General features: G+C 65.0%; 17 protein-coding genes. 12 read left to right on the forward strand and 5 right to left on the reverse strand.

Features of this window, described 5'->3' with window-relative positions:
* Positions 1 to 6: 6 nt before the first annotated feature.
* The 4 genes from MB901379_RS23150 to MB901379_RS23165 form a co-directional block, all read right to left on the reverse strand.
* Complete coding sequence (locus MB901379_RS23150; protein ID WP_232021944.1) at positions 7 to 1,563, reverse strand: GAF domain-containing sensor histidine kinase; 1,557 nt, start codon at positions 1,561 to 1,563, stop codon at positions 7 to 9.
* 12 nt (positions 1,564 to 1,575) lie between these two features.
* Entirely contained in the window at positions 1,576 to 2,247 is a 672-nt protein-coding gene (locus MB901379_RS23155; RefSeq protein WP_158018725.1) for a LuxR C-terminal-related transcriptional regulator, read from the reverse strand.
* A gap of 87 nt (positions 2,248 to 2,334) precedes the next feature.
* Positions 2,335 to 3,306, reverse strand: coding sequence for a class I SAM-dependent methyltransferase (locus tag MB901379_RS23160; RefSeq protein ID WP_174237062.1), 972 nt, complete (start codon positions 3,304 to 3,306; stop codon positions 2,335 to 2,337).
* Between the two features lie 407 nt (positions 3,307 to 3,713).
* Entirely contained in the window at positions 3,714 to 5,024 is a 1,311-nt protein-coding gene (locus MB901379_RS23165) for a cytochrome P450 (protein WP_174237128.1), read from the reverse strand.
* Positions 5,025 to 5,295: 271 nt separating this feature from the next.
* Here MB901379_RS23165 and MB901379_RS25135 point away from each other — a divergent pair, with 271 nt between their 5' ends.
* A complete protein-coding gene (locus MB901379_RS25135) occupies positions 5,296 to 5,421 on the forward strand; it encodes a hypothetical protein (RefSeq protein WP_269462773.1) in 126 nt (41 codons plus the stop codon).
* A gap of 123 nt (positions 5,422 to 5,544) precedes the next feature.
* Positions 5,545 to 8,727: a type 2 lanthipeptide synthetase LanM family protein gene (locus tag MB901379_RS23170; RefSeq protein ID WP_158018726.1), complete on the forward strand. Its 3,183-nt coding sequence runs from the start codon at positions 5,545 to 5,547 to the stop codon at positions 8,725 to 8,727.
* A gap of 104 nt (positions 8,728 to 8,831) precedes the next feature.
* Here the strand turns inward: MB901379_RS23170 and MB901379_RS23175 are convergent, their stop codons facing one another.
* A complete protein-coding gene (locus MB901379_RS23175) occupies positions 8,832 to 10,298 on the reverse strand; it encodes a MauE/DoxX family redox-associated membrane protein (protein ID WP_158018727.1) in 1,467 nt (488 codons plus the stop codon).
* Between the two features lie 390 nt (positions 10,299 to 10,688).
* On the opposite strand from MB901379_RS23175, the gene MB901379_RS23180 reads away from it, so the two are divergent.
* The 10 genes from MB901379_RS23180 to MB901379_RS23225 all read left to right on the forward strand — a co-directional run bounded on the left by MB901379_RS23180 (position 10,689) and on the right by MB901379_RS23225 (position 22,035).
* Positions 10,689 to 11,198 carry a GTP cyclohydrolase I gene (locus tag MB901379_RS23180; RefSeq protein ID WP_158018728.1) on the forward strand — a complete coding sequence of 170 codons (510 nt, stop codon included), beginning with the start codon at positions 10,689 to 10,691 and terminating at the stop codon, positions 11,196 to 11,198.
* Complete coding sequence (locus MB901379_RS23185) at positions 11,195 to 11,728, forward strand: 6-carboxytetrahydropterin synthase (RefSeq protein ID WP_158018729.1); 534 nt, start codon at positions 11,195 to 11,197, stop codon at positions 11,726 to 11,728. Before MB901379_RS23180 ends, MB901379_RS23185 begins: the two co-directional genes overlap by 4 nt.
* 317 nt (positions 11,729 to 12,045) lie before the next feature.
* Positions 12,046 to 12,276, forward strand: a complete 231-nt coding sequence (locus tag MB901379_RS23190) for an NfeD family protein (RefSeq protein ID WP_158018730.1) — start codon at positions 12,046 to 12,048, stop codon at positions 12,274 to 12,276.
* A 31-nt stretch (positions 12,277 to 12,307) separates the two neighbouring features.
* Complete coding sequence (locus MB901379_RS23195) at positions 12,308 to 13,447, forward strand: SPFH domain-containing protein (RefSeq protein ID WP_158018731.1); 1,140 nt, start codon at positions 12,308 to 12,310, stop codon at positions 13,445 to 13,447.
* A 191-nt stretch (positions 13,448 to 13,638) separates the two neighbouring features.
* Positions 13,639 to 14,124 (forward strand): GreA/GreB family elongation factor, encoded by a 486-nt coding sequence (locus MB901379_RS23200; RefSeq protein ID WP_158018732.1) that lies wholly within the window; start codon positions 13,639 to 13,641, stop codon positions 14,122 to 14,124.
* Between the two features lie 134 nt (positions 14,125 to 14,258).
* The gene (locus MB901379_RS23205; protein ID WP_158019400.1) at positions 14,259 to 14,624 is read left to right on the forward strand and encodes a GtrA family protein; all 366 of its coding nucleotides are present in this window, start codon (positions 14,259 to 14,261) and stop codon (positions 14,622 to 14,624) included.
* A gap of 87 nt (positions 14,625 to 14,711) precedes the next feature.
* The gene (locus MB901379_RS23210) at positions 14,712 to 16,106 is read left to right on the forward strand and encodes an FAD-binding oxidoreductase (protein ID WP_158018733.1); all 1,395 of its coding nucleotides are present in this window, start codon (positions 14,712 to 14,714) and stop codon (positions 16,104 to 16,106) included.
* Positions 16,107 to 16,871 (forward strand): decaprenylphospho-beta-D-erythro-pentofuranosid-2-ulose 2-reductase, encoded by a 765-nt coding sequence (locus MB901379_RS23215; RefSeq protein WP_158018734.1) that lies wholly within the window; start codon positions 16,107 to 16,109, stop codon positions 16,869 to 16,871.
* Positions 16,872 to 16,873: 2 nt separating this feature from the next.
* A complete protein-coding gene (locus MB901379_RS23220) occupies positions 16,874 to 18,763 on the forward strand; it encodes a galactan 5-O-arabinofuranosyltransferase (protein WP_158019401.1) in 1,890 nt (629 codons plus the stop codon).
* The gene (locus MB901379_RS23225; RefSeq protein ID WP_158018735.1) at positions 18,763 to 22,035 is read left to right on the forward strand and encodes an arabinosyltransferase domain-containing protein; all 3,273 of its coding nucleotides are present in this window, start codon (positions 18,763 to 18,765) and stop codon (positions 22,033 to 22,035) included. Before MB901379_RS23220 ends, MB901379_RS23225 begins: the two co-directional genes overlap by 1 nt.
* Positions 22,036 to 22,037: the final 2 nt, after the last annotated feature.

The raw sequence follows: 22,037 nt of genomic DNA on the forward strand, positions 1-22,037 counted from the left end.
GCCTTCTCAGGCGGAGATCGGGATTACCACCTGCAGAGTGGTGCCAGCACCCGGGGGGCTTAGTACCCGCAGGTGACCGCCGATCGCTTCAACTCGGTCGATCAAGCCGAGAAGGCCGGACCCTTGGCTACTGTCCGCACCGCCGGCACCGTCGTCGCGTATGGAAAGCACCAGATCCGAACCCTGGGCTTTGGCGTCGATGTCCACCCCGGAAGCGTGTGCATGTCGTGCGGCGTTGGTGAGCGCCTCGGCGACAACGTAATACGCCGCGATCTCCGTCGACTCCGACAGGCGTTCTTCAATTGCCAGGTTAAGGGTGACCGGGATGGGGCAGCGTCGCGCGAGCGACTTAAGCGCCGGACCAAGGCCGCCGCTGGAGACGATCGCCGGATGAATGCCCCGGGCAATCTCCTGGAGATCTGCTGACGCTGCGGCCAGCTCGGCGACGACCCTGGCTATTCGCCCTTTGACCGAGCCGAGTTCGGGCGGCACCTCGGCTTCGATCAAGCGAAGTTGCACAGCAAGCGACACCAGCCGTTGTTGCGCGCCGTCGTGCAGATCGCGCTCCAATCGCCGGCGAGCGTCGTCGGCGGCGGTGACAATGCGCGCGCGTGAGGCCTTCAGGGCGGAGTGCGCCTCGGCATTTGCGATGGCGGTCGCCACAAGCTCGGTGAACTCGGCGACCCGTTCTTCGGTGTCCGGTGGCAGCGACATGACTTGCCGAGATCCGACCACGGCCGCACCCCACAGCCGGCGTTCAACGATGATCGGCGTTCCCACCCCGGCGCGTAGCCCCAGCCCACGAACGAGCGCGGGTATATCCCCAGTCGCCGTTTGGTCATCATCCAATCGTGCAGGACCGCCGGTGCGAGCGACCTTGGCGACGATGTTGTCGCCGCGCACGGGCCAGCGAGTGCCGACGGGTTTCCGCTCAGCGTGACCCGTACCTTCATACGCGGCGACAAGTGTTGCGGTGTCATCGGATTCGTACCGCCACAGCGAGGTGTCGGTAACACCGAGACAGTGCGCCAGCTCCTCGGCCACCGCGGGAAAGATCTCGGAGGCCGGAGCTCCGCGCGCGACCAGCGTCGCGATTCGTCGAAGCGCGGCTTGTCGGCCAGCCAGGTCGCCGAGCGCTGCGCCGCTAGCCTCGGATTCTTGCCGACGTTTCGCCGCGTCCGCAGCACGCTTTCGTGCGGTACCGGCCAACGCGTGTGCCACCAGCGCAACGACGACGTAGACGACCAAGACGACCCAATCCTGAAGTTGGCTCATCACCACGCCATGTTCTGGCCAGTTACGGAAACCCGAATAGGCGATCGCGCTCAGCGCCGCCATCGCGAGGGTCAAGCCCGGGCCCCAGCCCGTCGCGATGACCAAGACACCAATCAGATACACGGCCCCGAAAGCATTGTCCGACGCGAGTTTCTTAAGTAACAGCAGCACTGCCGTCTGCACCGCGATAAGTCCGGCCGCTACCGCAACACCCAGGGACCTCGGTGGCGGCGTCCGAGACAACCAGGGTCCCCACCCGACCCGCAAGAGTGGACTCGCCTTCGTCACGGTGGATTCCAGTCAGCGGGTTTCCAGGAAGGTGACGACCGCACGCACGCGGCGGTGATCGTCCGGGGTCTCATGCAGCTCCAGTTTGGTCATGATGCTGCGGATGTGCTTTTCGACGGTGCCTTCGGCTACCCACAGCTGCCGGGCGATCCCGGCGTTGGAGCGGCCCTCTGCCATCAATGCCAGTACTTCCATTTCGCGCGGGCTAAGCACGGCAAGCGGATCAGCGCGCTTGCGTGCGCAGACCAATTCCTGAACCAGGGCCGGATCGATCACCGATGACCCGCCGGCGATCCGCTGAAGCGAGTCGAGAAATTCGGCGACGTCGGAAACGCGGGTCTTCAACAGGTAGCCGACACCGTATCCGCTGGCCAGTAACTGGGTCGCGTGCTCAACTTCCACATGCGCCGATAGCACGAGCAGCGCGATTTCGGGCATCTCTTCCCGGATAGCTAACGCGGCATCGAGTCCGTCGGAGCTGTTGGTAGGAGGCATCCGGATATCGACAACCACCAGCTGCGGACGCTTGGCGCGAACCACATCGACCAGAGTCGTCGCGTCGCCCACGGTGTCTAGGACGTCATGGCCCGATCGGGTCAGCAAGCTGGCCAGTCCTTCTCGCAGCAACACATCGTCGTCGGCGAGCACGACCCGCAGACCCGTTTGCCCCGGCTGCTCCGCCATGTCGTCCCCTCACTTGCGACACCACCCGATAGCGTCGAGCGTAATTGCAGCTCGTGGGTGGGCCGGCAGCAGGCAGGCGGCGTGTTCTCAGCGGACGCCGCCAGGACCGTCCCGCCCCGCATTGGCAGGGCAAGCTGCGTCCGCGCCGGCAAACGTTGCGGCGACGAGGCTCAGTTCGCCGAAGACGGCCGCAGTATCATCGTCGGGAAACTCAAATCCGTTGTGGGCGTATAGCTCCTTAATCGTACGGGCCGTCAGTTGCCAACCGTGCATCGTCAGATACTCAATGACGGTGTGGCGGTCACCGGAGTAGACCAACTCCGACATGTCGAGATCGAGTCCCATCCGACTCCAGCGCGCCGAAAGTTGCTGCGCGTGCTCGCCGGTCAATCCCACGGGGTCCGGGAAGTGCTCGGTAGCAAGTTGGCTGGTTGGTACGCTGAGCGAGGCGATGCTGTCGAACAGTCGATCCTGCGCGTCCGGCGGCAGATAAATCAGCAGGCCCTCGACGATCCACGCCGTTGGTTTGTTCGCGTCAAATCCGTGCTGGTGCAACGCTGCGGGCCAGTCGTCGCGCAGATCGATGCCGATCGGCCGCCGGTCGGCGGTCGGGTCGGCGCCGAGTTCGGCCAGCGTCCACGTCTTGAAGTCGATGACGAGTGGCTGATCGATCTCGTAAACCACCATCTCGTCGGGCCAGGGCAAACGGTAGGCCCTAGTGTCCAAACCGGAGGCCAGGATCACCGCCTGGCGGACTCCGGCGTCGGTGGCGGTCAGGCAGAAGTTGTCAAAAAACCTGGTACGCACGGCGATTTGCCGATTCGCCTCCGCACGGCGCAGCAGCGGGTCGTCCTCGAAGGCGATTTCACCGTCCAACAACCGGACGAATTGCTCTAGCCCCACCGCGCGTACCAGCGGATCGGCCAGCCGATCGTTCAGCAGCGCGTCGGGGCCCTGTGAGGCTAGCGCCCGGTAGGTCGCGATCATGGTGGCCGTCGCTCCCACGTTGCACGCCGGATCCCAGCTGTCGCCCTCATATCTGCCCGAGCGGCCAGTCATACAAATTGCTCCTGTCTTCGGGGACACTGGTTGGTGCGCGCCGCGACGACGGACTATTCGCTGGCATCGAACCCATCGAGCAGTCCGGCAGCCGCGTCGCCAAGCGCACTCAATCGGTCATGTTGGTCGAAAAGAATCCGGGAAAGCCGTACACGGCTTCATCTTCGGTGAACAAAAGTTCGTGGGACATGGTGGACACCTCCTCTCCTGTGCGGCGTTACTCGAAGAGTAGGCAATAAGAATGGGTGTCGAATCCCTGGCAGCGGGTAACCACGTCGTCCCCCGATCAGCGGACAGCGGTGGTCAGGCAGGTTTCGCGAGTAGCCACATTGCCAACCTGTCGGTCTCAACCAAGCCAGGCAGTGTTGAGGATTCGGTTGAAGTTTCGGTGGCCGATCGACGTTTCGTCACGGCTCGACCGTGACCCGAAGTTGGCAAGGCTCTGGCACCGGACGCCATCCCAGCGACACCGTCGCCCGGCCAGGTTGGCGTTTCTCAGCGACCGGACGCACCTGGTAACTGCCGAACAGCGCGCCCAACACGATCCTCATCTCGTGTTGCCCGAACGCCGCGCCCAAACAACGGCGAACACCGCCACCGAACGGAATCCACGTGTAGGCCCCGGCCCGCTGTTCCAAAAATCTCTCAGGCCGAAACCGCTCCGGGTCGGGATAAACATCCGGTCGCCGATGCATCAGATAGATCGATGGCACCACGGTGACGCCTGCCGGCAACAGCCTGCCGCCGATCTCCATCGACGCCGTCAACCGCCGCGGAACCAGTGAGAAGACGGGCAGCAAGCGCAGCGTCTCCTTTACGATCGCATCGAGGAAATCGTGGCTGCCACAGCGCAATTCCTCGACGAGCCGGTCCTGCACCGCGGGGTGAGCGACGATGCACTCCACCGCCCACGCGAGCGCGGTGGCCGTGGTTTCGTGACCGGCCAGCAGCAGCGTCATCACCTCATCACGGACCTCGACATCGCTCAACGGCCGGCCATCCCCCTGCGTTGCCCGCAACAGCATCGAGGTGATGTCATTGCGCTCGTCTAGGCTATCCGCACCGCGCCGATCCTGAATCTCGGCGATCAACAGCCGGTCGACGCGGCTGAACAACCTACGTGTCAGCTCCGCCCTCACACGCTGCGGGCTGAGGACCAGCAACAAAAGCCGGCCCGGGCTGCCGGCCGCCGTGCTCAACACCCGCACCAGTTCTGCGCGTAGCTGACCAAGGCGCCCGGTGTCCGATGCCCCCAACACCGCACGCAGGATGACCTCCAGCGTCAACGCCTGCATACGGGAATGCAATGGCACCGGCTCACCCCGCGGCCAGTCCGCGATTTCACTATGGGCGATGTCGGCCATCGCATTGACATGGCACTTCAATCGATCGCCACGAAAGGGCGGCACGAGCAGACGACGCTGTTCCCGATGCGCGTCATCGTCGCGAAGGAGCACCGAGTTGGCACCGACCACCGGCAGCAGAATGCGATTTGCCGCCCCCGCCCGCAACAACTTCGGGGGCGCCGTGAAAACCTCTCTCACGGAGTCCGGATGCGACATCATCACCCAGGTGCCCTCACCCGCCAACCGCATCGTGAAAGTGTCGCCGTACCGAGCCGCCGCCCGCTCCATGAATGCCCACGGGTTGGCGATCCACGCGGCGGTCTGAACGCCAACCGGGAGTCGAGGACCAGCCGGCAACGCACCGATTACCAAGCGAATACCTCCAATTCGGAACAGCGGCAAACAACGTTCCTGCCACGCTCGCCGGATATCGGAGCCCCAGCAACCCGGCTAGCCCCCAATTCCGACCCAGTGGCCCACCCCGACTGGGCGCTAGCGGTACCCGCACAATGCCGGGTAGCAGGGGGGACAATGCGCCTCCCGCCCGACTACCGTGGCGATCGCCAAGGGTTGGCATGGCCGCTCAGTTGTACGGCCATGCCAACCCATCCACTACCCAGGAAATCAATGAAAGAAGACGAACATGAATTCTGCTACCAGCGACCGCATCGACAGCATCCTCCTCCCCGCCTATTCCGATGAAGCCTTGGAAGGCGCCGGCGGCATGGGCGTGGCAGCGATAACGATCTTGAATCCAACGGCTAAGTAACACAACACTTCCGATTCGGAAGACGATTTGGCGGTCGCTGATCTTTACTAGCGGCCGCCGAAATCGACTGCGACGAGCAACGTTCTCCGTTGCGGTCCTCGCGGGCCGAGTCGGAAGAATGAAATGGAAGAGTTTTACCAGCGGCTCATATACCGGGCCGCAACCATCGACGAGTTACTGTCTGACGCATTCGAACCCTTGCCCGGCCAAAAGGCTGACAGCGAGTTGGCCGCGCGTCGCCTCGCCTCCTGGTGCCAGGCGTCGGCCAGCGGCGACTGGTCGCTGTTCACGCACCGGCTAGCAGCCGATGGGCTAGCGCTCGAGGGTGTGTTGGCAAAATTCGCCACCGCCCGCCGCGACGCGGCCCGGCCGGCACCGCCATGGTTCGGCGACGCCGTATGGATCGGCGAAGCGTTGCACAGTTCCACCACCATTGCTTCGGACATTGCTTCGGACATTGCTTCGGAACCCCTTGCTTCGGAACCCCTTGCTTCCGAGGTGGATTCCTGCGCGTTCGAAGACCTGCTGGAACCGGTGATCCGCGGCGCGGAGTCACGCCTTTGGCGCCATGTCGGCAGTCGTGTGGCGGCCGACGTCGGCGAGCAGGCCCGCGCATGCCTGCGTCGCTCACTGGTGGCTGAGCTGTCGAACCTGACGGCTCCGGCGATCTACGAGCAATTCACCAAGGCCCGCGACGATAGCCGCTCGACCGTCCGCTACCCAGAGTTCGTTGCGGATATGCGGGCGTATGGATTTCGTCGCTTGTTCGACGACAAGCCTGTCCTACTACGGCTAATGGCCTCGCTCACCCGGCAGTGGATCGATACCTCGGGTGAGCTGATCGCGCGGCTGGGCGCGGACCTGCCCGCGATTCGTCACGGCTTGCTTGGAGCCGACACCTGCTGCGAAGTGACGAGCATCGACGGTGGCCTCTCCGATCCACACAACTTTGGGCGTACCGTCCACATCATCGGCTTTGCCGACGGTTCACGTGTCGTGTACAAGCCGAAAGATCTCGAGGTCGACGTCGCATGGCATGCGTTGATTGAGCGACTGAACCGCGACGCCCCGATCGAGCTCCGCGCGGCACGGGTGTTAGCACGCACCGGCTATGGCTGGACAGAATTCGTCGATCATACGAGCTGCCCAGACCCGCAAGGCTTTCAGGCCTACTTCCAGCGCGCGGGGGCATGGCTCGCGCTCTTCCACTGCTTTGCCGGTAGTGACATGCACCAGGAAAACATCATCGCCGCCGGCGACCATCCGATGCCGATCGACCTGGAGATGGTTCTCCAGTTCGCCGAGCCACCTGGCGCGGACGCCGACTCGGGCGCGGGGCGCGCCTATCACACCGCGATGGAAAAGCTTCGCGACTCGGTCCTGTCGGTCGGCCTGCTTCCGACCTATGGCAAGCATTCTCACAGCGCGTTCTCGATCGGCGGAATGATTTCGCATTCCACTCCACGCATCGGACTGACCTGGATCGACGTCAATTCCGACACCATGCGGCCAGCGAAAATCGCTGAAATCGAGGCGATCTCCAATCTGCCGCAAGCGCGCGGCCAGCACGCCCGATTCGGAGACCACATCGACGACTTCCGGTCCGGTTTCACCGAGTACGCGACCTTCCTACAACGGCAGCGCCCAAACGACCTTTTCGAAGGCTTCGCCGGATTGACGGTTCGCAAGGTCGCCCGGCCGACGAGGTTTTATCACATGTTGGTGCAGCGCCTCAAAGATCACCGCACGATGGAAGACGGTGTCACGTGGTCCGCTCAGGCGGACTTCATCGCCAGGCTGGCGGACTGGCAGCAGGACAACGACCCGTTGTGGCCGCTGCAGCGTCTCGAGCGCGCGGCGGTGGTGCAGTTGAACGTGCCGCATTTTGTGATGACCAGCGACGGCCACGAGATCCGCGACGCGACCGGAGCCTCGATCCCGGTAAAGGGGATGTCTGGCCTCGACCGGGCGCGCGCCCGGCTGGGCGACCTCGACGAGATGGAAGTCGCATGGCAGGCAGAGATCATTCGGCTGAGCACGAGCACCGGGATCTCGCCGCATGGCTCGGCGACCACGCCCGTTCGACGCGTTGACGTGTCGAACGCGGCTAGCCGCGAGATTTTCATGGCCGAAGCCGACCGCGCCGCTCGATCGCTCTTCGAGCACGCTTACCTCGAAAGTTCGGCGGCGGCCTGGATCGGTCTCGACTGGCTCGGTGACTCCGAGGTGTCCCATCTGGTTCCACTCGGCGACGACCTCTACAACGGCAGTTGCGGCATCGCGCTGTTCCTCGCCGCACACACCGCCGTTACCACCGCCGATTCCTCGACGAGCCTTGCCTATGCGGCGATGTCCCGGCTCCGGGAAACCCTACGGGGCCGCAATGCCCCCAAAATGGCTCGCTTGCTCGGGCTGGGAGCGGGGTTCGGCGTGGGATCGATCGTCTACGGCCTCGCGGTGATTGCGGCGCTGCTGGAAGACGACGATGTGCTGTCGGACGCGCAGCGGGCGGCGCAGCTGATCACTCCGGACGTCATTTCGGCGGATCGGCAGCTTGACGTTCTGGGTGGCAGCGCCGGCGCCATCCTGGGACTGCTTCGGCTGTACCGTCAAACGGGTTGTGGCGATGCACTCGAGCGCGCGATCAAGTGCGGGCAACACCTGCTGGCCCAACAGCGCGTTGGCACCGTGGGCCGGCGCAGCTGGCCGGCACCCGGTTCTGGCAGCGCCCTTGGCGGGATGTCGCATGGCGCCGCCGGCTTCGCCTATGCGTTGGCCGCACTGGCCGCGGCCACCGGGAGCGCGGAGTTCGCCAGCGCGTCCCAGGAATGCATCGCTTTTGAAAACGCGACATTCGAAGCCGAACATAGCAGTTGGCGCGACACCGAGGGCGCCGGCGCGCGCGGCGAGTGGTGCCACGGACTTCCCGGCATCGGCCTAGCCCGCGCGGCGATGATCAAACATACAGCGGCGGGTGGCCGCCTCGTCCGAGCCGATATCCGCCGCGCACTAGCGGGAGTAGAGCACCGTGGGCTGGACCCGACCGACACGCTGTGCTGCGGGACCCTCGGCACCATCGAATTCATCTGGGAAGCCGGTGACTTGCTGGACCGCGACGATCTCCGCGAAAACGCGGTCCGGCGGCTGCTGACCGTCGCCCAGGCCGCCCGGTCGCGGGGTGATTATCGGTGGGACAACGGAACCCGACGCTTTAATCTTGGTCTCTTCCGCGGAATCGCGGGCGTCGCCTATACGATGTTGCGGCGGGTCGACCCCGCGCTTCCCAACGCCCTAATCTGGGAGTAAAACGCTTGGGAAACCGCGCTTCTCGATCCTCGGACGTGGGCACCGCCGCGACTGGCGCCGTGACCAACCCTCACCAGCCGCGGGCCGCGCTTGGTCTGCGGGTGCTACGCGGGACAGGTGGTGGGGAATTCCACCGGCTGACCGAGTTTTTTCATACCCTTCTTGTACTGCGTGCTGCCTGGCAAGTCGGGAGTCGCGGCCGACCATATCGTCGAAGTGCAGGTGTCGGTGTCGCACCCGCCGCCGAAAGTCCGCGACTCACCAGTCTTCACCGTGATGCATTGGCACCTTGCCCGGGCGGGGTTGGTGGGATCGATCTCGCACTCCACGTCCAGGCAATTGGCCCATGGCACTCCGGAGGGACAGCTCAGTACGCCGAACTCGGTGTTGACATTCACCGTCGAAAATGCCGACCGCACAGAGGTGCCCGACTGAGCACGCTCGGGGCAAGTCTTGAATCCGATCGAGTAGCCATTCACAACGACGCAGTCACAAACCGAGATAGTGGGATCGGTTGCCGATGGCACACACGGCGCAGTGGTGCACAGCGCAAAGGTTTGATCGCACAACCAGGCGCCGTCAACCTCCAATGCCTTGGTATCCAGAGACGCGGTGCCGTTGTGACCGGTATCGCAGGCAGCCAGGGCCGGTAGTACACCGGCGGACGCCAAGCCGACCGAGGCGTGCCGCAGCAGTCCCCGCCGCGTGAACCTGGACTCCGCGGCGACCTGCACGGCTCGCTGCACGAGGTCCTTGATGGCGGGCGCTCCGCTGGCCGAGGACAACCGTCGGCCGTTGTCGATAAGCACCGCGCTGGGCGTGGCGGTGATGCCGTAGGAGGCGAATGACAGTCTTTGCTCATCGATAAGTTCGAACGGCACAACGTGATTAGTGGGGGCGGTGCTGACCAAAGCCACTGTGACGCGCTCACCCAGATCACGTTGCCATTGGTCCACCTCAGGTAGCAGTGCCGCACATGCGCCGCAACCGGGCTGACTGAAGATGAACACAACCGGTCGGTGATCCGCCGAGAGTCTGTCCAGCGTCCATACTTGTCCGGTCCGGTCCGGCAGCGCCGGGCCGTTCACGCTGGTGCCCGCGCGCGTCGTCCACCGGCGGTATGCAACGGGTCCGATCCACAACGCGAACATCACGAGCGCCAACATCGCTAACGACCAACTGAAACGGCCGTCAAGCGCGACGAATGCAGCGATCGTCGCCAGGCATCCGTTCCTGGCCAGGGTGGGCCATCCCAGCGTCCCCGCCGATAACCGCCCGAAGCAGTGGCAGTCCAGACTTCGGCCCCGGGCGAGGTTCACCAGGATCGCCGCGCTGAATCCCGTCAGCGCAAGGAGCGCGAGCACCGCACCCCGATAAGCCCAGCCCCCCACCAGCAGAAGCACGACACCGAGCTCCATGGCGACCAGCACCGACCCGACAACTGCGGCCGCCGCTTTCGGTACCCCAAATGCCACCACCGCGCGACGAACGCCCGCCCAATCCGACAACTTCGCCAGTGCCGCGATTGCGAACACCCCGGCCAGCAGAATCCTCGCTGCCAACATCGTCATCTGGCGCCCACCTCCAGTTCTGCCGAGGACAACACAGATGCGCTGTCCGCCACGCTCGGCCCGACGTAGGCCGGGCGAGTACCCACCGATAGTCCTTTTCCAGTCACAAGGTAGATCGTGTGGGTGAAATTCGAATTCCTGGCAGCAGGGATCGCGACTGTCCCCCGATCGGGGGACTACGTGATCGCTTCTCGGGCATCCCACACGGCGACGAACGTCGCGACCAGGGCCCCTGCAGACGTTTGCACTTGCCTTCGGCCGGTGAACGTATCCATACGCTGCGGGCGCCGATCCGATGCGCCCGACCGAGGGCCCGGTCCAAAGCAGCCATTGAGAATCCGCCAAGAATCCTTTGAGAATTCGCCAAGGTATCGCCCCGAGGCTGGCGCCGTGCATCACATTCGAGCGCTCCATGGCACCGGATATCCCCGTGCCGACGCATCCCAGCCGCCCTCGTCCATCACTACCGGCGCCGCTACGCGAGCCCTCGGCGATGCCGAACTGGTGGTGGTTCGGCCGGTACCGTTCCGGTCGCTGTGCGCCGATCACTTACTTCCGTTCCAAGGTGTCGTGCATATCGGGCACATCGACAGCGAAAACCATTTGAGCACACCTGAATTAACTCGCATCGTGGCGGCGTGTACGCGCAGCATTCAAACGCAGCAGCCGATGACGATCAGGATTGGCCTGTGGCTGCACCATCAGCTGGTCCCACGAGGGGTAGGAGTGCTGGTCAAGGCGAACTACGCCTGTGCGGCGGCGGCGCGCGGCGACGCGCACCTAGGCCGGCCGGCGACCACAATGGCGTTCTGCGGCTCGATGCGGCACAGCGCAGACGAGCGACAGGAATTCGTGGCACTCGCCCGCCGGGAGCGGCACAAAGGGGCGGCCGGCCAATGAACGACATCACAATCAGCGACCGGGTGCGCGCCGTCACCGTCCACCGGGCGGACGCACCCATCGGCCGCACCGCAAGATTCCACCTAAACAAGCGGTTTAGCGATCTACCCTGCTGTCATCGCTCGTGGTCCAGGCACGACAAGCGGGTGTTTCTGCACGGGTACGAACTGACCTTCGAGATCGAGTTCGCCTGCACGGAAACCGAAACCCGCACCGGCCTGGTGGTCAACAACCGTTGCCTCAACGAGGTCCGCGCAGCGCTACAACACCAGTTCGATCACACTACATTGATCGCCGCTGACGACCCACAGCGAAACCTGTTCGAACAGCTGGCCGGCGAAGGCGTCATCGACCTGCGAATCATGAACGCCACCAGCATGGAGGGGGCCGCAGCCTGGGTGTTCGACACTGTCGAACACATCGTGGCGCCGGCCACCGACGGCCGGGTCTGGGTCTCTCGCATAGCGGCTCGGGAGAGCCGCAACAACGTGGTCACCCTGACCGCCGAACCGGAAGATCGCTTCGATTGATCATCCAACTGGAAATGCGGCTAAACCATTGCAGCTCAAGGGTTCCGGGATGAACAAACGAGTCGCGCACGCCGGCGCAAGCAGTGATTGAGGGGTCCCTGCTTGCCAGCGAGATAGGAGGTACACCGACAATACGGGCGCGTGGGGCGGCCGCGGTCAAGGCATCCCACCGCAACCACCAGCGTCGTGGGTGCCCCAACACCGCCGGGACCCGGCTATCGTCGTCGATGCGTACCAGGGAACCTTGCCGAAGCCCGACGCCCACACAAGGCCACCAACTGGACACTCTGGGCTCGCCGAAGGAGGAGTATGCGATCGTGAGCGACGCCTCGATGATTGGGTGCGTCGGGACGTTGATCGTGGCGACCCGCGGCGCGCACGGCCCCGGCGAGGTCGTGCTCTCCGTGCGGGGGTCCAAGGAGACATTTCTGGCCCGCTCCCACGAGCCATTGCCGAAGGGCACCCCCGTGCTGGTGGTTGGGGTTCGAGGTAGCAGAACGGTGCTTGTCGAACCTTGGACCGAGATGGCGGCAACCGAATTGCTCTGAAGAAACCGCGAACAAACCAAGGAGTCCAACAATGCTCGGTTATAAGGTGCCCGATCCCGATGAGGCGATGCTGATATCCGGAGGCCGCACCAAAAGCAATGCCCCGTTCCGCGTCGTGACTGGCCACGGCTCCTTCATCATGCCGTTCTTCCGCAAGGTGCGGTTCCTTACGCTGGCCATGTGTGAAGCGGAGGTCGCCGAGAAGTGCGTGACCCAGCAGGGCATCACCCTCAACGTGCGTGCGGTGATCGCCTTCAAGGTCGGCAACGACACCGAGAGCATCATCGCCGCAGCGCAGCGGTTCCTATCCGAGCAAGACCAGATGTCGGTGTTGACCGGGCGCATCTTCGCCGGCCACCTACGCTCCATCATCGGCTCGATGACCGTCGAAGAGATCATCCGGGAGCGACAGAAGCTGGCGACCGAGGTCCTCGACGGTTCCAAGGAAGAGATGGCGCGGATTGGCCTGGCCGTCGACGCCCTGCAGATCCAGTCCATCGACGACGACGGGCTTGGCTACATCGACGCGATGTCGGCACCACACAACGCCGCTATCCAGCAGCAAGCGCAGATCGCCCAGGCACAAGCGAACCAGGCAGCCGCAGAGGCCGAGCAAGAATCGCAGCGCAAGCAAGCCGAGTTCGCCCGTGAAACCGCGGTGGTCAAGGCGCAATACAAGGCCGAGGTCGACAAGGCTCAAGCCCAGGCCAACCAGGCCGGCCCGCTGGCCGACGCGCAATCGCAGCGCGAGGTGCTAGAGATGCGCACCGAATTGGCGCAACGCGCAGCTGAACTACGCCAGCAGGAATTGGTCGCCGAGGTGGTCAAACCTGCGGAGGCCGAAGCCGAACGAGTTCGGATCTTGGCCGTCGCAGACGCCGAGAAGATGAAGATCCAGGCCGAAGCCGCAGCGTCACACAATCGAGTGGCGTTGGACCGGATGCTCATCGACCAGCTACCCGAGATCGTCGAGAAGGCCGCCCAGGGGCTCTCCGGCGCGAACTTGACCGTGCTCAACGGCGCCGAGGGACTTAGCCAGGTCGCCGCCGGCCTGGTCTCCCAGGGACTTGCTCTCTTCGACACGCTGCGCGGCGGGACACTCGACTATGACGACGAGGCCTCGGAGAACATCGTGTCCCCGATCGGCGGCGGCGCGAAAGATGGCTCGTGACAATTCGACTCGTGCAGCGGCCGCGTCGACGCGGCCGACCCAAGCGGATTCGGAACGATACCGGGCAATAAATCCGTTTGCTGAATATCTGTGACGGCGGCCGCACGGTGGTATAACACTGAAACGCCAGGAACGGCGATCGGTAACCGGCAACTGGCGCCAACAGGTAACCGGGCGAAAGGTCGGCCGACGTGACCAAGAAAGTCCAATCAACCGGGCTAGCGGATGCAGCGCGCGATCATCTAGCAGCCGAATTGGCCCGGCTCCGGCAACGACATGATCGCCTGGAAACCGAGGTCAAAAATGACCGCGGCATGGTCGGGGACCACGGTGACGCGGCCGAGGCGATCCAGCGCGCCGACGAGCTGGCCGTCCTTGCGGACCGCATCCACGAACTCGACCGACGGCTCAAGGCCGGGCCTGCGCAGGCGTCCGATTCCGAAACGCTGCCCGGAGGCACCGAGGTGACCCTGCGTTTTGCCGACGGTGAAGTCGTCACGATGCACGTGATCTCCATCGTCGAAGAGAACGCGGTTGGCCACGAAGCCGAAACGCTGACCGCGCACAGCCCACTGGGACAAGCCCTGGCCGGGCACAAGGCGGGCGACACGGTGACCTACTCCACCCCGCGGGGGCCAAGTCAAGTCGAGATCATCGCGCTGAAGTTGCCCGCCTGAGACGCCCGTGCGACGGCAAGCCGGCAGAGACGCGCGCCAACCCCGTTAGACTTCCCCCGATGATCCCGCCTGAGCCTGGTGCCACTCCGACTCATCAGCACCAGCGACAACACCTGCATTTGACGACTCAGGTGATGCGCTTCGTCGTCACCGGGATTTTCGCAGCGATCGTCGACTTCAGCGTCTATGTGACGCTCTACAAAGCGGTGGGTCTACAGGTTGACCTGGCGAAACTCATCAGTGTCGTGGTTGGCACCATCACCGCCTACCTGATCAACCGCAGGTGGACCTTCCAGGCCGCTCCCAGCGGAGCACGGTTTGCCGCGGTCATGGCCCTCTACGCGGTGACCTTCGCCGCCCAGGTCGGAATCAATCACCTCTGCCTTGCCCTGATGCACTACCAGGCGTGGGCGATACCCGTCGCCTTTGTGATCGCGCAGGGCGTTGCCACGGTGATCAACTTCGTCGTTCAGCGAGCCGTGATCTTCCGGATGCGCTGAACGGGCCGGCGCCGACTGGGGTTTGTCCGACTGTCCAGCGGGCTTGCGCACCCATCCGCGCCCGGGCAGGCGGTACCCTCTTTGACGATGTCGACCACCTCCGAACCCAGCGCGGTTTCCACCACGGCCACCCGGCTGACCGGGTGGGGCCGCACGGCACCGTCAGTGGCCGAGGTACTTCGCACGCCAGACCCAGAGGTGATCGCCCGGGCGGTCGCGCGGGCGGCCGACTCCGGCGGGCGCGGCGTGATCGCGCGCGGTCTGGGCAGGTCCTACGGCGACAACGCCCAAAACGGGGGCGGCCTGGTGATCGACATGAGTTCGCTGCGCACGATTCACTGCCTCAACGCCGACACCAAGCTCGCTGACGTCGACGCCGGGGTCAATCTCGACCAGCTGATGAAAGCGGCCCTGCCGTTCGGGCTGTGGGTACCGGTGCTGCCCGGCACCCGCCAGGTCACCATCGGCGGCGCGATCGCATGCGACATCCACGGCAAGAACCACCACAGCGCGGGCAGCTTCGGCAACCACGTACGCAGCATGGAGCTGCTCACCGCCGACGGCCAGATCCGCCACCTCACCCCGACCGGCGACGACTGCGAACTGTTTTGGGCCACCGTCGGCGGCAACGGCCTGACCGGCATCATCCTGCGGGCGACCATCGAGATGACTCCCACCGAAACGGCGTACTTCATCGCCGACGGTGACGTCACCGCCAGCCTGGACGAAACGATCGCCCTGCACAGCGACGGCAGCGAGGGCAATTACACCTACTCCAGCGCCTGGTTCGACGCGATCAGCGCGCCCCCGAAGCTGGGCCGCGCGGCCGTCTCACGCGGCCGTTTGGCCACCGTCGAGCAGCTGCCCCCGAAGCTTCGCCGCAACCCGCTGAAATTCGATGCGCCACAACTACTTACGCTGCCCGACCTATTTCCCAACGGGCTGGCCAACAAGTACACGTTCGGCCCGATCGGCGAATTGTGGTATCGCAAATCCGGCAGCTATCGCGGCAAGATTCAGAATCTGACGCAGTTCTACCACCCGCTGGACATGTTCGGTGAATGGAACCGCGCCTATGGCCAAGCCGGCTTTCTGCAATACCAGTTCGTGGTTCCCACCGAGGCGGTTGACGAGTTCAAAAGCATCATCCGTGACATCCAAACCAGTGGCCACTACTCCTTCCTCAACGTGTTCAAGTTGTTCGGCCCCGGCAATCGGGCGCCGCTGAGCTTCCCCATCCCGGGCTGGAACATCTGCGTCGACTTCCCGATCAAGGCCGGCCTCAACGAATTCGTGGGCGAACTCGATCGCCGGGTGCTGGAATTCGGCGGTCGCCTCTACACCGCCAAGGACTCACGGACCACCGCTGAAACCTTCCACGCCATGTATCCGCGCATTGACGAGTGGATTGCCGTGCGCCGCAAGGTTGATCCCTTGCACGTGTTCGCCTCCGACATGGCCCGACGTTTGGAGCTGCTCTAAATGGTGCTCGATGCTGTAGGAAACCCCCAGTCGGTGCTGCTGCTCGGCGGCACTTCGGAGATCGGGCTGGCCATCTGCGAGCGCTACCTGCGCAATGCGCCGGCCCGGATTGTGTTGGCCTGCCTGCCCGACGACCCGGGCCGGGAGGACGCCGTCGCTGAGGTGCGCGCCGCCGGCGCGCGATCGGTGGAGCTGATCGACTTCGATGCCGTGGACACCGACAGTCATCCGAAGGTGATTGAGCAGGCGTTCACCGGCGGCGATATCGATGTGGCGATCGTCGCGTTCGGCTTACTAGGCGATGCCGAGGAGCTGTGGCAGAACCAACGCAAGGCCGTGCAGATCGCCGAAATCAACTACACCGCAGCGGTTTCGGTCGGCGTTCTGCTGGCCGAAAAGATGCGCGCCCAGGGATTCGGCCAGATCATCGCCATGAGCTCGGCTGCGGGCGAGCGGGTGCGGCGCGCCAATTTCGTCTACGGCTCCACCAAGGCCGGTCTGGACGGCTTCTACCTGGGGCTGTCCGAAGCGCTGCGCGAGCATGGCGTCCGCGTGCTGGTAATCCGGCCTGGCCAGGTACGCACCCGAATGAGTTCGCATCTCAAGGAAGCTCCGCTGACCGTCGACAAGGAGTACGTCGCCAACCTCGCGGTGACCGCTTCCGCAAAAGGTAAGGAATTGGTTTGGGCGCCAGCAACATTCCGTTACGTGATGATGGTGTTGCGTCATATCCCGCGGAGCATCTTCCGCAAGCTCCCAATTTGAGCATGCGTAATGCGCTGGCCACGCTCGGCCAGATGGCCGCGGCGGCGGCAGTGGCCATGCTGGTGGCGGTGATCTCGCTGGCCGCCATCTCCCGCGTCCAGTGGCCGGCGTTCCCGTCATCAAACCAGCTACATGCGCTGACCACCGTCGGCCAGGTTGGTTGTCTGACCGGGTTGCTGGCCGCCGGCTGGGCGTGGCGACGCGGCCGGTCGCGGTGGCTGGCTCGCCTCGGCGGGCTGGTGTTCGTCTCCGCATTCGCTGTGGTGACGCTGGGCATGCCGCTGGGAGCCACCCGGCTCTACCTGTTCGGCATCTCCGTCGATCAACAATTTCGCACCGAATACCTGACCCGACTCACCGACAGCCCTGCCCTGCACGACATGACCTACCTCGGCCTACCGCCGTTTTATCCGCCGGGCTGGTTCTGGATCGGCGGACGCGCCGCCGCGTTGACCGGGACACCCGCGTGGGAGGTGTTCAAGCCCTGGGCGATCACCTCGATCACCGTCGCGGTGGCGATCGCGTTGGTGCTGTGGTGGCGGATGATCCGCTTCGAGTACGCGCTGCTGGTCACCATCGCCACCGCGGCCGTGACCCTCGCCTACAGCTCGCCGGAGCCCTACGCCGCGATGATCACGGTGCTGCTGCCGCCGATGCTGGTGCTGACCTGGTCGGGACTGCGCGCCGGCGCTACCGCGCGCGGCGGCTGGGCGGCAGTGGTCGGCGCCGGAGTCTTCCTCGGCTTTGCCGCCACCTGGTACACCCTGCTCGTCGCCTACAGCGCGTTCACGGTCACGCTGATGGCGCTGCTGCTGGCCGCATCGCGCTGGCAACGCGGCGGGCTCAGGGCCGGTTTCCGCGCTGCCCTCGACCCGCTGCGCCGGCTGGCCGTCATCGCCGCCATCGCGGCGGTGATCGCCGCCACGACCTGGCTGCCCTTCCTGCTGCGGGCAGCCCATAGCCCGGTCAGCAACACCGGCAGCGCGCAGCACTATCTGCCGGCCGACGGCGCCGAACTGACCTTTCCGATGCTGCAGTTCTCGCTGCTGGGCGCGCTATGCATGCTGGGCGCCCTGTGGCTGGTGGTGCGAGCGCGATCGTCGACACGGGCCGGCGCCCTTGCCATCGGCGTGCTGGCCGTCTACCTGTGGTCGCTGCTATCGATGCTGACCACGCTGGCGCGCACCACGCTGCTGTCGTTCCGGCTGCAACCCACTTTGACCGTGCTGTTGGCCGCCGCCGGGGTATTTGGCTTCGTCGAAACGACGCTGGCGCTGGCTCCCAAGGCGCGCGCAGTCATCCCGGCGGCCGGCGCCATCGGCCTGGCTGGGGCGATCGCGTTCAGCCAGGACATTCCCGACGTACTGCGACCCGACCTCACCATCGCATACACCGACACCGACGGCCTCGGTCAGCGCGGCGACCGCCGACCGCCCGGTGCCGAGAAGTACTATCCGACAATCGACGCCGCCATCCGAAGGGTCACCGGCAAGCCGCGTGACCAGCTCGTCGTGCTGACCGCCGACTACAGCTTCCTGTCGTATTACCCCTATTGGGGCTTTCAGGGTTTGACCTCGCACTACGCCAACCCGCTGGCACAGTTCGACAAGCGAGCCGCACACATCGAGAGCTGGGCCAAGCTCAAGACGGCCGACGAACTCGTTCAGGCTCTGGACAAACTACCGTGGTCGGCGCCGACGGTCTTTTTGATGCGCCGCGGCGCACACGACACCTATACGCTGCGGCTGGCCCAGGACGTCTACCCCAACCAACCCAATGTCCGTCGCTACCCGGTGAACCTCAAAGCGGCGCTGTTCGACGACCCGCGTTTCGCCGTCGACACCATCGGGCCGTTCGTGCTTGCCATCCGCAAGCCGGAGGCTAGCGCCTGATGGCCACCGAAACCGAACCGGGCACATTGAAACAATTACCATCTACCTCCGTGAGCGACGCGGGAGCAAAATACCGGATTGCTCGACTTGTCGCAGTCGTCGCAGGTCTGCTCGGCACGGTTCTGGCGCTGGCCACCCCGGTGTTGCCGGTGGACCAGACCACCGCGCAGTTGAACTGGCCGCAGGACAACACGTTCAGCAGCGTGGAGGCGCCGCTGATAGGGTATGTGGCCACCGAACTCAACGTCAGCGTGCCCTGTCAGGCCGCCGCCGGGCTCGCCGGACCGCAAAACAACGGCAAGACCGTGCTGTTGTCGACGGTCCCCAAGCAAGCCCCGAACGCCGTCGACCGCGGCCTGCTCATCCAGCGCGCCAACGACGATCTGGTGCTGGTGGTGCGCAACGTTCCGGTCGTCACCGCGCCGCTGAGCGAAGTCCTCGGCCCAGCCTGCCAGCGATTGACCTTCACCGCGCATGCCGACCAGGTCACCGCCGAATTCGTGGGGCTCAAGCAGGGGCCCCGCGCCGAGCGTCCCGGCGAACCGCTGCGCGGCGAACGGGGCGGCTACGACTTCCGGCCGCAGATCGTCGGGGTTTTCACCGATCTTTCCGGGCCCACCCCACCGGGTTTGACCTTCTCCGCGACCGTCGACACCCGCTACAGCAGCAGCCCCACGCCGCTGAAGATGGCGGCGATGATCCTGGGCCTGTTGACCACCGCCGCCGCACTGGTCGCGTTGCACATCCTGGACACCGCAGACGGCACCCGCCACCGGCGGATACTCCCGCCGCGCTGGTGGTCGATCGGCGGGTTGGACACGTTGGTCATCGCCGTACTGGTGTGGTGGCACTTCGTCGGGGCCAACACCTCCGACGACGGGTACATCCTGACCATGGCCCGGGTCTCCGAGCATGCCGGCTACATGGCGAATTACTACCGCTGGTTCGGCACACCCGAGGCGCCGTTCGGCTGGTACTACGACCTACTTGCGTTGTGGGCGCACGTCAGCACCAGCAGCATCTGGATGCGGCTGCCCACCCTGGCGATGGCGCTGACCTGCTGGTGGGTGATCAGCCGTGAGGTGATCCCGCGGTTGGGGCACGCGGTAAAGCAGAGCCGCGCCGCCGCCTGGACCGCGGCGGGCATGTTCCTGGCAGTGTGGTTGCCGCTCGACAACGGGCTGCGGCCGGAGCCGATCATCGCCCTGGGCATCCTGCTGACCTGGTGTTCGGTGGAGCGCGCGGTGGCCACCAGCCGGCTGCTGCCGGTCGCCATCGCCTGCATCATCGGTGCGCTGACGCTGTTCTCCGGGCCCACCGGCATCGCCTCCATCGGCGCGCTGCTGGTCGCGATCGGCCCGCTCCTGACCATCCTGCACCGACGCTACAAACAGTTCGGTGCACTGCCGCTGCTGGCGCCGCTGCTGGCCGCGGCCACCGTCACCGCGATCCTCATCTTCCGCGACCAAACCTTCGCGGGCGAGGCCCAGGCCAGCATGCTCAAACGTGCGGTCGGGCCTAGCCTCAAGTGGTTTGACGAACATATCCGCTACGAGCGGCTGTTCATGGCCAGCCCGGACGGCTCGGTGGCCCGCCGCTTCGCGGTGCTAGCCCTGGTCCTTGCGCTCGCCGTAGTGGTAGCAATGTCGTTGCGTAAAGGGCGAATTCCGGGCACCGCGGCAGGGCCGAGCCGGCGCATCATGGGGATCACCATCATCTCATTTCTGGCGATGATGTTCACGCCCACCAAATGGACACACCACTTCGGGGTGTTCGCCGGATTGGCCGGTTCTTTGGGGGCGCTGGCCGCGGTCGCGGTGACGGCGGCAGCGCTACGCTCGCGACGCAATCGCACCGTGTTCGCCGCCGTGGTGCTCTTCGTGATGGCGCTGTCATTCGCCAGTGTCAATGGCTGGTGGTATGTCTCCAACTTTGGTGTGCCGTGGTCGAATTCGTTTCCGAAGTGGCGGTGGTCGCTGACCACCGCGCTGCTGGAGCTCTCCGTCGTGGTGCTGCTGGTGGCGGCGTGGTTTCACTTCGTCGCTACCGACAACGGGTCGCCCCGGACCCGGCTAGGGGCACGACTGGCCGGAATTGTCCAGTCCCCGTTGGCGATTGCGACGTGGTTGCTGGTCATCATGGAGGTCGTCTCACTGACCCAGGGAATGATTTCCCAATACCCGGCATGGTCGGTGGGCCGGTCCAATCTGCAAGCGCTCACCGGGAAGAGCTGCGGGCTGGCCGAAGACGTGTTGGTGGAGTTGGATCCCGACGCGGGAATGCTGGCTCCGGTACGCGCTCCGGTGGCCGACGCGCTGGGCGCCGCCCTGTCAGAAGCATTCACGCCCAACGGAGTTCCCGCCAACGTCTCCGCCGACCCGGTGATGGAACGCCCAGGTGATCGCAGCTTCCTCGACGACGACGGACTGGTGACCGGTACCGAAGCGGGCACCGAGGGCGGCACCACGGCCGCACCGGGAATCAACGGGTCTCGTGCCCGCCTGCCGTTCAACCTCAATCCGGCCCGAACTCCGGTGCTGGGCAGCTGGCGTGCCGGCATCCAGGTACCCGCCATGTTGCGCTCGGGCTGGTATCGATTGCCCTCCCCGGAGCAGATGGAGAAAGCGCCGCTGATCGTGGTGACGGCGGCCGGCCGGTTCGACCCGCGTGAGGTTCAGCTGCAGTGGGCCACCGATGCGCAAGCGGCCAGCGGGCATGCCGGCGGGTCGATGGAGTTTGGCGATGTCGGGGCGGCCCCGGCCTGGCGCAACCTGCGGGCGCCGTTGTCGGCGATCCCGAAAACCGCTACCCAGGTTCGTCTGGTCGCCGACGACCAGGACTTGGCCCCACAGCACTGGATCGCGCTGACCCCGCCCCGGATTCCACAGGTGCAAACGCTGCAGCAAGTGGTGGGATCGACTGATCCGGTGTTCCTGGACTGGCTGGTGGGGCTGGCATTCCCCTGTCAGCGGCCGTTCGGCCACCAAAACGGCGTCGATGAAACGCCGAAATGGCGGATCCTGCCGGACCGGTTCGGCGCGGAGGCAAACTCGCCCGTCATGGACAAGAACGGCGGTGGCCCGCTGGGCATCACCGAATTGCTGTCGCGCGCCACGACAGTGGCCAGTTACCTCAAGGACGACTGGTTCCGCGATTGGGGCTCGCTGCAGCGGTTGACCCCCTACTACCCCGACGCGACGCCCGCACAACTACGGCTGGGCACGGTGACTCGCAGCGGTTTGTGGAATCCCGGACCACTGCGGCGCGGCTAGCC

This window comes from Mycobacterium basiliense (assembly GCF_900292015.1).
Taxonomy (GTDB): Bacteria; Actinomycetota; Actinomycetes; order Mycobacteriales; family Mycobacteriaceae; genus Mycobacterium; species Mycobacterium basiliense.

Excerpts from the sequence above, each read along its gene's own strand:
- MB901379_RS23155 (WP_158018725.1), bottom strand. The coding sequence starts at position 2,247 with ATGGCGGAGCAGCCGGGGCAAACGGGTCTGCGGGTCGTGCTCGCCGAC.
- MB901379_RS23160 (WP_174237062.1), bottom strand. The coding sequence starts at position 3,306 with ATGACTGGCCGCTCGGGCAGATATGAGGGCGACAGCTGGGATCCGGCG.
- MB901379_RS25135 (WP_269462773.1), top strand. The coding sequence starts at position 5,296 with ATGAATTCTGCTACCAGCGACCGCATCGACAGCATCCTCCTCCCCGCC.
- MB901379_RS23170 (WP_158018726.1), top strand. The coding sequence starts at position 5,545 with ATGGAAGAGTTTTACCAGCGGCTCATATACCGGGCCGCAACCATCGAC.
- MB901379_RS23175 (WP_158018727.1), bottom strand. The coding sequence starts at position 10,298 with ATGACGATGTTGGCAGCGAGGATTCTGCTGGCCGGGGTGTTCGCAATC.
- MB901379_RS23185 (WP_158018729.1), top strand. The coding sequence starts at position 11,195 with ATGAACGACATCACAATCAGCGACCGGGTGCGCGCCGTCACCGTCCAC.
- MB901379_RS23195 (WP_158018731.1), top strand. The coding sequence starts at position 12,308 with ATGCTCGGTTATAAGGTGCCCGATCCCGATGAGGCGATGCTGATATCC.
- MB901379_RS23205 (WP_158019400.1), top strand. The coding sequence starts at position 14,259 with ATGCGCTTCGTCGTCACCGGGATTTTCGCAGCGATCGTCGACTTCAGC.
- MB901379_RS23210 (WP_158018733.1), top strand. The coding sequence starts at position 14,712 with ATGTCGACCACCTCCGAACCCAGCGCGGTTTCCACCACGGCCACCCGG.
- MB901379_RS23215 (WP_158018734.1), top strand. The coding sequence starts at position 16,107 with ATGGTGCTCGATGCTGTAGGAAACCCCCAGTCGGTGCTGCTGCTCGGC.
- MB901379_RS23220 (WP_158019401.1), top strand. The coding sequence starts at position 16,874 with ATGCGTAATGCGCTGGCCACGCTCGGCCAGATGGCCGCGGCGGCGGCA.
- MB901379_RS23225 (WP_158018735.1), top strand. The coding sequence starts at position 18,763 with ATGGCCACCGAAACCGAACCGGGCACATTGAAACAATTACCATCTACC.